Below are 9,627 nucleotides of genomic sequence, written 5' to 3' on the forward strand. Positions count from 1 at the left end.
TCATGCTCCCTTCGCGGCCTGGAACAGCTCCGCCCGCGGGTCCTCGTCCGCGGTGGCCTCGCGATACGCCTCGAGCGCGTCACGAGCCTTCCCCGTCACGTCCGTGGGGACACTCACCTCGACGGTGACCAACAGGTCCCCGCGGGTGCCGTCCTTGCGGACCGCGCCCTTGCCACGGGCGCGCATCGTACGGCCGTTGGGTGTGCCCGGGGGCAGCTTCAGGGTGACCGGAGGTCCCCCGAGCGTGGGCACGCGGACCTCGCCGCCGAGCGCCGCCTCCGTGAAGGTGACGGGGACGGTGACGGTGAGGTTGTCGCCCTTGCGGCCGAAGACCGGGTGCGCGTCGACGTGCACGGTGACGTACAGATCGCCCGCCGGTCCGCCCCGCTCGCCCGGTGCGCCCTTGCCGCGGAGCCGGATGCGCTGGTTGTCCGACACCCCGGCCGGGATACGGACCTGCATGGTGCGGGACGACTTGGCGCGCCCCGAGCCGTTGCAGACCAGGCACGCGTGCTCCGCGATCAGGCCGCGGCCCTTGCAGTCGGGGCACGGGTCGGTCAGCGAGAAGCCGCCGCCCGAGCCCCGCGCCACCTGGCCGGTGCCGACGCAGGTCGGGCACACGCGCGGTGTGCCGTTCTTGTCGCCGGTGCCCGAACAGGCCTTGCAGGGGGACTGCGAGGTCATGCGGAGGGGAACGGTCGCCCCGTCCACCGCCTCCGTGAAGCTGAGCGTGACCTCGGTGTCGATGTCCTGGCCGCGCCGCGGCTGCGTACGCGTGCCAGTGCCTGTGCCGCCGCGGTTGAACAGGCCGCCGAACACGTCACCGATACCGCCGCCGAAGCCGCCGGCGCCGCCCTGGCCGCCCGCTCCGCCCTGACCCGGCCCGCCTCCGAAGAGGTCGCCCAGGTCGAAGTTGAAGTTGCCGCCCCCGGCGCCCGGTCCGGGCCTGAACCCGCCGTTGCCGAAGAGGGCGCGCGCCTCGTCGTACTCCTTGCGCTTCTTGGGGTCCCCGAGGATGTCGTTCGCCTCGGAGATCTCCTTGAAGCGGTCCTCGGCCTTCGCGTTCCCCTTGTTGGCGTCCGGGTGGTACTCGCGGGCGAGCTTCCGGTACGCCTTCTTGATCTCGGCCTCGGTGGCGTCCTTGGGGACGCCGAGGACCTTGTAGTAGTCCTTCTCGATGAAGTCCTTGGTGCTCATCCTCGACGCCCCTCCTTCCGCACGCCACTGTCACGTACGCGCTTGGTGTTCGTGCCGCATACGGGCGCGCGTACGCCCTGTTTCACGTCAGCCCTCGTCCGGGCCACCGCTCTCCTTGTCGTCGGCCGCCTGCGTCCCGTCCGTCTCGTCGCCCTTGACCGTCTGCGCGCCGGGCTGCGGCTCGGCGACGGCCACCCGCGCGGGGCGGATGGTGCGCTCGCCGAAGCGATACCCCGGCTGCAGAATCGCCACGCACGTCGTCTCGGTGACGTCCGGTGCGTAACTGTGCATCAGGGCCTCGTGGATCGTCGGGTCGAAGGGCTCGCCCTCCTTGCCGAACTGCTGCAGACCCATCTTCGCCGCGACGGTCTCCAGCGACTCGGCCACCGACTTGAAGCCGCCGACCAGTTCGCTGTGGTCCCGCGCGCGGCCGATGTCGTCGAGCACGGGCAGGAGCTCGGTCAGGAGGTTCGCGATGGCGATCTCCTTGACCGCGATCCGGTCGCGCTCGACCCGGCGGCGGTAGTTCTGGTACTCGGCCTGGAGCCGCTGGACGTCCGCTGTGCGCTCGCCGAGCGCCGTGCGTACCTGGTCCAGCTGAGCGGTGAGGCCCGCGATCTGTGCTGCTGCTGCCGCGTCCCCGGCCTGGGCCGCCCCCTCCTCCACGGAGGGGGCAGTCTTCGGCTCGGCGTCTTCAGGGGTGGCGCCGGAGGGGACGTCGGGCTGCTCGTCGAAGCCCGGGGTCTCCTCTGTCACGCGGCACCGTCCTTGCGGTCACGGTCCTCGTCGACGATCTCGGCGTCCACGACGTCGTCGTCGGCCTTGGCGCCCGCGCCCTCGTCGGCACCCGGGGCCTCGGCACCGGCGGCACCCTGCGCGGCCTGGGCGTCCGCGTACATCGCCTGGCCGAGCTTCTGGGAGACGGCGGCGACCTTCTCGGTGGCCGTACGGATCTCGGTGGTGTCCTCGCCCTTGAGCGCGGTCTTCAGCTCCTCGATGCTCGTCTCGACCTCGGTCTTGACGTCACCGGGGACCTTGTCCTCGTTGTCCTTGAGGAACTTCTCCGTCTGGTAGACGAGCTGCTCGCCCTGGTTGCGGGACTCTGCGGCCTCGCGGCGACGGTGGTCCTCGTCCGCGTACTGCTCGGCCTCCTGGCGCATGCGGTCGACCTCGTCCTTCGGCAGCGAGGAGCCGCCGGTGACGGTCATCTTCTGCTCCTTGCCCGTGCCCAGGTCCTTCGCGGTCACGTGCATGATGCCGTTGGCGTCGATGTCGAAGGCGACCTCGATCTGCGGGACCCCGCGCGGGGCCGGCGGCAGACCGGTCAGCTCGAACATCCCGAGCTTCTTGTTGTACGCCGCGATCTCGCGCTCGCCCTGGTAGACCTGGATCTGCACGGACGGCTGGTTGTCCTCGGCCGTCGTGAAGATCTCGGACCGCTTGGTCGGGATCGTGGTGTTGCGCTCGATGAGCTTGGTCATGATCCCTCCCTTGGTCTCGATACCGAGGGACAGCGGGGTCACGTCGAGGAGCAGGACGTCCTTGACCTCACCCTTGAGGACACCGGCCTGGAGGGCGGCGCCGATGGCGACGACCTCGTCCGGGTTCACACCCTTGTTGGCGTCCTGGCCGCCGGTCAGCTCCTTGACGAGCTCGGCGACGGCGGGCATACGGGTGGAGCCACCGACGAGAACGACGTGGTCGATCTCGCTGAGCTGGATGCCGGCGTCCTTGATGACGTTGTGGAACGGCGTCTTGCAGCGCTCAAGGAGGTCGGCCGTCAGCTGCTGGAACTGAGCCCGGGTGAGCTTCTCGTCCAAGTGCAGCGGACCCTCGGCAGACGCCGTGATGTACGGCAGGTTGATCGTGGTCTCGGTGGACGAGGACAGCTCGATCTTGGCCTTCTCGGCGGCCTCGCGGAGGCGCTGGAGGGCCATCTTGTCCTTGCCCAGGTCCACGCCGTGGCCCGCGGAGAACTGCTTGACCAGGTAGTCCATGACGCGCTGGTCCCAGTCGTCACCACCGAGGTGGTTGTCGCCGTTCGTGGCCTTCACCTCGACGACGCCGTCACCGATCTCCAGGAGGGACACGTCGAAGGTGCCGCCACCGAGGTCGAAGACGAGGATCGTCTGGTCGTCCTTGTCGAGGCCGTACGCGAGAGCCGCCGCGGTGGGCTCGTTCACGATGCGCAGGACGTTCAGGCCCGCGATCTCGCCGGCCTCCTTCGTCGCCTGACGCTCGGAGTCGTTGAAGTACGCCGGGACGGTGATGACCGCGTCCGCGACCTTCTCGCCCAGGTACGCCTCGGCGTCGCGCTTCAGCTTCTGCAGGATGAAGGCGCTCATCTGCTGCGGGTTGAAGTTCTTCCCGTCGAGCTCGATGGACCAGTCCGTGCCCATGTGACGCTTCACAGAGCGGATGGTCCGGTCCACGTTCGTGACCGCCTGGCGCTTGGCGACCTCTCCGACGAGCACCTCACCGTTCTTGGCGAAGGCGACGACGGACGGCGTGGTCCTGGCGCCCTCGGCGTTGGTGATGACGGTGGGCTCACCGCCCTCCAGAACGCTGACGACGGAGTTAGTCGTGCCCAGGTCGATGCCGACCGCACGTGCCATTTCAATTCCTCCAGCAATGACTTGAGTGGAACAGGCTCAAGTGTGCACGACGCTCACCGCTCGGTCAACAGAGGTGAGTCTTGGAGGCTCAACTCTTATCTCATTCTTACGCGCAATTAGGCCCTGACCTGCGGGTCGGCCGTTGACTGCGGGCCCGTGGGGGCTGATCGCGCAGTTCCCCGCGCCCCTAAAGGGGCACGACTCACTCAGGCAAGCCTCAGCGACGCAGATCACCGCACCCCTGACTACAGTGCGGACACAGGAGTGGGTAGTCTCAGAGGACTGCATAAGTTACCGCTTAGTAATCAATCTTCGGGGAACCGGGAGACCCACCCCGAAGAGAACCTCGCAGGCCCGAGGAGTCCCGAAATGCAACTCGCCGCGATCATCGTGTCGCTGGTCCTGACCGTGGTCGGCGTTGCGCTCATCGCCCGAGCCGTCGCGCAGATCTACCGGTTCGTGAAGCTGGGCCAGCCGGTGCCGGCGGGCAGCCGCACCGACAACCCCAAGGCTCGCACGATCACCCTGGTGAAGGAATTCCTGGGTCACACCCGGATGAACCGCTGGGGCATCGTCGGCTTCGCCCACTGGTTCGTCGCGATCGGCTTCCTGACGCTGCCGCCGACCCTCGCGCAGGCCTACGGCCAGCTCTTCGAGGCGGACTGGACGCTGCCGGTCATCGGCGGCTTCCTGCCGTTCGAGATGTACATCGAGTTCATCGGCGTGATGACGATCCTCGGCATCGCCGTGCTCATCGCGATCCGGCTGCTGAACCTGCCCTCCCGGGCCGGTCGCAAGTCCCGTTTCGCGGGCTCAAAGGCCTGGCAGGCGTACTTCGTCGAGTACGTCATCCTCACCATCGGCCTCGCGATCTACGCCCTGCGCGGTCTTGAGGGCGCGATCCACCACGTCGAGCACTACGAGGCCGCGTACTTCGCCTCGTACCCCCTGGTCCTCGCCTTCAAGGGGCTCTCCCTCGGCGTGCTCCAGAACCTCGTCTACCTCGTCGCGATGATCAAGATCGGCACCTCGCTGATCTGGATGATCACCGTCGCGCTGAACACCAACATGGGTGTCGCCTGGCACCGTTTCCTCGGCTTCCCGAACATCTGGTTCAAGCGGAACGCCGAGGGCGGCACCGCGCTGGGCGCCCTGCTGCCGATGACGTCGGGCGGCGAGCCGATCGACTTCACCGACCCGGGCGAGGACGACGTCTTCGGTGTCTCCCAGGTCGAGCAGTTCTCCTGGAAGGGCATCCTCGACTTCTCGACGTGTACGGAGTGCGGGCGCTGTCAGTCGCAGTGCCCCGCCTGGAACACCGGGAAGCCGCTCTCCCCGAAGCTGCTGATCATGTCGCTGCGGGACCACGCCCACGCCAAGGCCCCCTACCTGCTCGCCGGTGGCGGCAAGGACATGGAGGGCAACGAGAAGGCGACCGCGGAGCAGCTCAAGGACGTGCCCGCCGCCGCCCTCGCCGAGGCCGAGCGGCCCCTCATCGGGACCCTCGAAGAGAACGGCGTCATCGACCCCGACGTGCTGTGGTCCTGCACCACCTGCGGCGCCTGTGTCGAGCAGTGCCCCGTCGACATCGAGCACGTCGACCACATCGTCGACATGCGCCGCTACCAGGTGATGATCGAGTCCGCGTTCCCGTCCGAGGCGGGCACGATGCTCAAGAACCTGGAGAAGAAGGGCAACCCCTGGGGTCTGGCGAAGAAGCAGCGCCTGGAGTGGACCAAGGAGGTCGACTTCGAGATCCCGGTCGTCGGCAAGGACATCGAGGACCTGTCCGAGGTCGACTACCTGTACTGGGTCGGCTGTGCGGGCGCCCTTGAGGACCGCGCCAAGAAGACCACCAAGGCCTTCGCCGAGCTGCTGCACATCGCGGGCGTCAAGTTCGCGATCATGGGCGGCGACGAGAAGTGCACCGGTGACTCCGCCCGCCGCCTGGGCAACGAGCCCCTCTTCCAGGAGCTCGGCATGGAGAACGTCTCCGCGCTGAACATGGCGTTCGGCGAGGAGATGGACGACGAGGGCAACTTCCCCGCGGAGTCGAGGAAGCCGAAGTCCGCGAAGAAGATCGTCGCGACCTGCCCGCACTGCCTCAACACCCTTGGCAACGAGTACCCGCAGCTCGGCGGCGACTACGAGGTCATCCACCACACCCAGCTGCTCCAGCACCTGATCGACGAGGGCAAGCTGATCCCGGTGACCCCGGTCGAGGGCCTCATCACCTACCACGACCCCTGCTACCTGGGCCGGCACAACAAGATCTACACGCCTCCGCGCGAGATCATGACCGCCGTCCCGGGCCTGCGCCAGCAGGAGATGCACCGCCACAAGGAGCGCGGCTTCTGCTGCGGCGCCGGTGGCGCGCGGATGTGGATGGAGGAGCGGATCGGCAAGCGCATCAACAACGAGCGCGTCGACGAAGCTCTCAGCCTCAACCCCGACATCGTCTCCACCGCCTGCCCGTTCTGCCTCGTCATGCTGACCGACTCGGTCAACGGCAAGAAGAACGATGGCAAGGCGAAGGAGTCCATCACGGTCGTCGACGTGGCCCAGCTGCTGCTCGACTCCGTGAAGACCCCGCTCGACGACGAGCCCCCGGCGGGCGAGGACGAGTCGGAGAACGCACCGGAGCCGCAGCCGGTGAAGTGACCGGAGCGTCATCCCCGTAACGAAGCACCCCATGTCCCGGATCGATCAGGCAGATCGGACCGGGGCATGGGGTGCTGTCGTCGTACAAGGTCCCGCCAGGGCGCTCAGGCAATCGGTGTCGTCTGCGCCAGGGCGATGTGCCAGTTCTCGTCCTCCTCGCGGGTCAGGACGTACGTCATCGCGCCGCGCGCGGGGAAGTCGGACGGGCCCTGCGTGTCCGGGCGTTCGTCGTGGACCGTCTTGGTCAGGCTCACGATGGCCACGTCGGGCCGTACGAAGCGGATGTCGTCAACCTCCAGCGTGGTCCTGACGTCCCTGAGCGGGGAGGCGAGCGCCGCGGTCATGGCCGACGCGAAAGCCTCCCGTCCGAAGACGCGCCGCCCCGCGAGGTTGATGAGCACCAGGTCGGAGGTGTGCAGGACCGGCAGTACCTCCGGGTCGGTCTGGGCTTCCTGGCTGCGCGCGACGAGTTCGCGGATCCGTCGCTCGTCGGTGCCCTGGGCGGAGTGAACGGGGTTCGTGGTGTCCATACGGGAAACGTAGAACCTCAACTTTGGTTCAGGTCAAGGGCGTTCATGCCGGAGAGCTGGGGTCTTTGACAGATGCGCGATCCGTGCTCCATCATCCCCATCATCAATCCACTAGTTCATTAGCTAAAGGGTGGTGATGGAGGTTGGAGTTCCGGATCGACAGGCGGAGCGGGGTGGCCGCCTATCAGCAGATCGTTCAGCAGACCAAGCAGGCCCTGCGCCTCGGCGTACTCGTGCCCGGGGACCAGCTGCCGACGGCCAAGGACGTCGCGGCGACCTCAGCGGTGAACCCGAACACCACGCTCAAGGCCTACCGCGAGCTGGACCGGGAGGGCCTGGTCGAACTGCGGCCGGGTCTGGGCACCTTCGTCCGCCAGTCGCTGGCCCGTCCCCAGGCGGGGGCGGACTCACCGCTGCGGGGCGAGCTGGAGGCATGGATGGACCGGGCCCACGAAGCGGGTCTGGAGCAGGAGGACGTGACCGCGCTGGTCACGTCCGTCATGGAGGAGCGGTACGCCGATACCAGGGCGGCCGCCGGGAACGGGGGACACGGATGATGGGCGACGGGACGGAACACAGGGCAGACGAAGGGCACGGGGGAGACGGGGGAGACGGGGGACGCCTGGGTCTCGCGGGCGAGTCCGCGATGGAGGCCTACTCGGTCGGCAGGAAGTACCGCCGGGGCTGGGCCCTGCGGGACTGCTCCTTCCGGCTGCCGGCCGGGCGGATCTGCGGTCTGGTGGGCCCCAACGGCGCGGGCAAGACCACGCTGATGTCCATCGCCGCCAACCTGCTGGAGCCGACCTCCGGCACCCTGCGGGTGTTCGGCGCGGCCCCGGAGTCCGCGGAGGCCGGCCGGCGTACGGCGTTCCTCGCCCAGGAGAAGCCGTTGTTCAAGCGCTTCACCGTCGCCGAGACCCTGCGTCTTGGCCGTGAACTGAACCCCGGCTGGGACCAGCGGGCCGCCGAGAACATCGTCCGCGCGGGCAACATTCCGTTCGAGGCGAGGATCGGCACCCTCTCCGGTGGCCAGCGCACCCGGGTGGCCTTCGCCGTCGCCTTCGGCAAGCGGCCCGATCTGCTGCTCCTCGACGAGCCGATGTCCGACCTCGACCCGCTGGTGCGCCACGAGTTGATGAGCACCCTGCTGGCCGAGGCCGCCGAGCGCGGCACCACCGTGCTGATGTCCACCCACATGATCGCCGAGCTGGAGAACACCTGCGACTACCTGCTGGTCATCGCCGAAGGAGGGCTGCGGCTCGCCGGTGAGGTCGACGAACTCCGCACCGCCCACGCCGTGTTGACCGGGGTCCACTCCGACGGGCGGACGCCCCCGGAGGTGGCGTACCACACCGTGGTCGAAACCCGTATCAGCGGACGGCAGTTCACCGCGCTGGTCCGCCCCGACGGGCCGGTCACCGGCGGCCCCTGGCAGGCGAGCACCCCGGACCTGGAGGAACTCCTGCTCGCCTATCTGCGCTCCCCCGAGGCGCCGCCCCTGATCAGTCCCAGCTCCTACGTCGCACCGCGGGCGGTGGCGGCATGAGCACGATGACCAGTACCGGAAGCACTGGCGGCCCGGCCTCGGCACCCTCCGGCCCCGCCCGCACCAAAGCCGGCCGCGGCCCGCACCTCAGCGGCATGAACTGGCTCGTCTGGCGTCAGCACCGCGCGGCCTGCTGGACTCTCCTGGCCACCGCCGCCGTCACCGTCGCGGGGATCGTCTACGGGCGCCATCGGATGGTGACGTACCTCGAAGGCCACGGCTGGCCGGACCTGCAGTCCGGCTGGGAGCAGGGGTTCGACCAGGGGCCGCTCAACATGGCCGCCCAACTGCTCGGGTTCGCGCCCCTCCTGATCGGGGTCTTCATGGGCGCGCCCCTGCTCGCCGGGGACCTGGAGAGCGGCACCGCCAAGCTGGTCAACGCGCAGTCCGCCGGCCGGGTCCGCTGGCTCGCCACCAAGCTCGGGGTGACCACACTCGTGGTCGCGGTGTGCACCACGGCGGCCTCCGTCGCGTTCACCTGGTGGTGGTCACCGGTCAAGTCGTCGTCGTACGTGATGAGTTGGGCCGACGCTTCCGCCTTCGACAGCAGCGGGCCCGTGCCCGTGGCGCTCACCCTGTTCACCGTCGTCGGTGGCGTGGCGATCGGCATGCTGCTGCGCCGGACCCTGCTGTCCATGGCCGTCACCTTCGGCTTCGCCGTAGCCGTGCAGATCGTCTGGTCGCACTTCCGGATGGCTCTCGGGGACGCCGTCACCGTCACGACCGGCAACGGTGTCGGGGACGAGGCCTTCCCGAAGCTGCCCGACAGCGCCCACGTCGTGGACCAGTCCTACCTCACCGCGTCCGGCGACCTCATCGGCTGGGGCAGCTGCGCCGAGGCGACGGAGAAGGCCGCCACCGCCTGTCTGGAGAAGGCGCAGGTCGTCGGCTGGCACGTCGAGTACCTCCCGCTCTCCCAGATGTCCTCCATGCAGTGGCTCGGCTCCTCGATCCTGCTGGCCCTGACCGCCTGCATCGCGGCGTTCGTCATCCTCTGGGGCCGCAAGCGCCTCGTCTGACCGGGCGCCGCTGTCCGACCGGGCGCCGCAGTCCGACCGGGCGCCTTCGTCCGACGCCG

At 68.7% G+C, this 9,627-nt stretch carries 8 protein-coding genes; 4 read left to right on the forward strand and 4 right to left on the reverse strand.

Annotation, left to right across the window (positions count from 1 at the left end; all coding sequences use genetic code 11):
* The 3 genes from dnaJ to dnaK all read right to left on the reverse strand — a co-directional run bounded on the left by dnaJ (position 1) and on the right by dnaK (position 3,812).
* The gene (dnaJ, locus tag ACIBEI_RS41260; protein WP_398895913.1) at positions 1–1,197 is read right to left on the reverse strand and encodes a molecular chaperone DnaJ; all 1,197 of its coding nucleotides are present in this window, start codon (positions 1,195–1,197) and stop codon (positions 1–3) included.
* An 87-nt stretch (positions 1,198–1,284) separates the two neighbouring features.
* Complete coding sequence (grpE, locus tag ACIBEI_RS41265) at positions 1,285–1,953, reverse strand: nucleotide exchange factor GrpE (protein ID WP_055615523.1); 669 nt, start codon at positions 1,951–1,953, stop codon at positions 1,285–1,287.
* A complete protein-coding gene (dnaK, locus tag ACIBEI_RS41270; protein ID WP_398895915.1) occupies positions 1,950–3,812 on the reverse strand; it encodes a molecular chaperone DnaK in 1,863 nt (620 codons plus the stop codon). Before dnaK ends, grpE begins: the two co-directional genes overlap by 4 nt.
* A 369-nt stretch (positions 3,813–4,181) precedes the next feature.
* Here dnaK and ACIBEI_RS41275 point away from each other — a divergent pair, with 369 nt between their 5' ends.
* Complete coding sequence (locus tag ACIBEI_RS41275; protein ID WP_398895917.1) at positions 4,182–6,473, forward strand: heterodisulfide reductase-related iron-sulfur binding cluster; 2,292 nt, start codon at positions 4,182–4,184, stop codon at positions 6,471–6,473.
* Positions 6,474–6,577: 104 nt separating this feature from the next.
* Here the strand turns inward: ACIBEI_RS41275 and ACIBEI_RS41280 are convergent, their stop codons facing one another.
* Positions 6,578–7,003 (reverse strand): SgcJ/EcaC family oxidoreductase, encoded by a 426-nt coding sequence (locus ACIBEI_RS41280; protein WP_398895919.1) that lies wholly within the window; start codon positions 7,001–7,003, stop codon positions 6,578–6,580.
* 143 nt (positions 7,004–7,146) lie between these two features.
* Between ACIBEI_RS41280 and ACIBEI_RS41285 the strand changes: the two genes are divergently transcribed.
* From ACIBEI_RS41285 to ACIBEI_RS41295, 3 genes are all read left to right on the forward strand, one after another.
* Positions 7,147–7,560, forward strand: a complete 414-nt coding sequence (locus ACIBEI_RS41285; protein ID WP_398895920.1) for a GntR family transcriptional regulator — start codon at positions 7,147–7,149, stop codon at positions 7,558–7,560.
* 89 nt (positions 7,561–7,649) lie between these two features.
* Complete coding sequence (locus ACIBEI_RS41290; RefSeq protein ID WP_398895922.1) at positions 7,650–8,549, forward strand: ABC transporter ATP-binding protein; 900 nt, start codon at positions 7,650–7,652, stop codon at positions 8,547–8,549.
* Positions 8,546–9,568 carry an ABC transporter gene (locus ACIBEI_RS41295; RefSeq protein ID WP_398895923.1) on the forward strand — a complete coding sequence of 341 codons (1,023 nt, stop codon included), beginning with the start codon at positions 8,546–8,548 and terminating at the stop codon, positions 9,566–9,568. The genes ACIBEI_RS41290 and ACIBEI_RS41295 overlap by 4 nt, the downstream gene beginning before the upstream one ends.
* The last annotated feature ends 59 nt before the right edge of the window (positions 9,569–9,627 follow it).

Origin of the sequence: Streptomyces sp. NPDC050988 (assembly GCF_044456225.1) — a bacterium.
Taxonomy (GTDB): Bacteria; Actinomycetota; Actinomycetes; order Streptomycetales; family Streptomycetaceae; genus Streptomyces.

Excerpts from the sequence above, each read along its gene's own strand:
- dnaJ (WP_398895913.1), bottom strand. The coding sequence starts at position 1,197 with ATGAGCACCAAGGACTTCATCGAGAAGGACTACTACAAGGTCCTCGGC.
- dnaK (WP_398895915.1), bottom strand. The coding sequence starts at position 3,812 with ATGGCACGTGCGGTCGGCATCGACCTGGGCACGACTAACTCCGTCGTC.
- ACIBEI_RS41275 (WP_398895917.1), top strand. The coding sequence starts at position 4,182 with ATGCAACTCGCCGCGATCATCGTGTCGCTGGTCCTGACCGTGGTCGGC.
- ACIBEI_RS41280 (WP_398895919.1), bottom strand. The coding sequence starts at position 7,003 with ATGGACACCACGAACCCCGTTCACTCCGCCCAGGGCACCGACGAGCGA.
- ACIBEI_RS41290 (WP_398895922.1), top strand. The coding sequence starts at position 7,650 with ATGGAGGCCTACTCGGTCGGCAGGAAGTACCGCCGGGGCTGGGCCCTG.
- ACIBEI_RS41295 (WP_398895923.1), top strand. The coding sequence starts at position 8,546 with ATGAGCACGATGACCAGTACCGGAAGCACTGGCGGCCCGGCCTCGGCA.